Source organism: Pseudomonas cedrina subsp. cedrina, from assembly GCF_001983175.1.
Lineage (GTDB): Bacteria > Pseudomonadota > Gammaproteobacteria > Pseudomonadales > Pseudomonadaceae > Aquipseudomonas > Aquipseudomonas cedrina.
Window position 1 is genome coordinate 1 of sequence record NZ_MNPW01000065.1, and the last position, 524, is coordinate 524.

The 524-nt window shown below is 46.2% G+C and carries 2 tRNA genes and 1 rRNA gene; all 3 read left to right on the forward strand.

From position 1 onward, the window contains the following. A 16S ribosomal RNA gene (locus BLL36_RS30035) occupies positions 1-62 on the forward strand; the annotation flags it as partial. 122 nt (positions 63-184) lie between these two features. Beyond that, a tRNA-Ile gene (locus BLL36_RS30040) sits at positions 185-261 on the forward strand. A 10-nt stretch (positions 262-271) separates the two neighbouring features. After that, positions 272-347, forward strand: a tRNA-Ala gene (locus tag BLL36_RS30045). The last annotated feature ends 177 nt before the right edge of the window (positions 348-524 follow it).

Consider the following 524-nt stretch of genomic DNA (forward strand, 5'->3'; position numbering starts at 1 on the left):
TGACTGGGGTGAAGTCGTAACAAGGTAGCCGTAGGGGAACCTGCGGCTGGATCACCTCCTTAATCGACGACATCAGCTGCTCCATAAGTTCCCACACGAATTGCTTGATTCATTGAAGAAGACGATAGAAGCAGCTTTAAGCTCCAAGCTGATAGCTCAAAGCTAATCAGTTGCGCTCGAAATTGGGTCTGTAGCTCAGTTGGTTAGAGCGCACCCCTGATAAGGGTGAGGTCGGCAGTTCGAATCTGCCCAGACCCACCAATTTTGTTATGGGGCCATAGCTCAGCTGGGAGAGCGCCTGCCTTGCACGCAGGAGGTCAACGGTTCGATCCCGTTTGGCTCCACCATTAACTGCTTCTGCTGTTAGAGTTTAGAAATGAATATTCGCAAATGAATATTGATTTCTAGTCTTTGATTAGATCGTTCTTTAAAAATTTGGGTATGTGATAGAAAGATAGACTGAACGTTACTTTCACTGGTAACGGCTCAGGCTAAGGTAAAATTTGTGAGTTCTCTTAAACGAG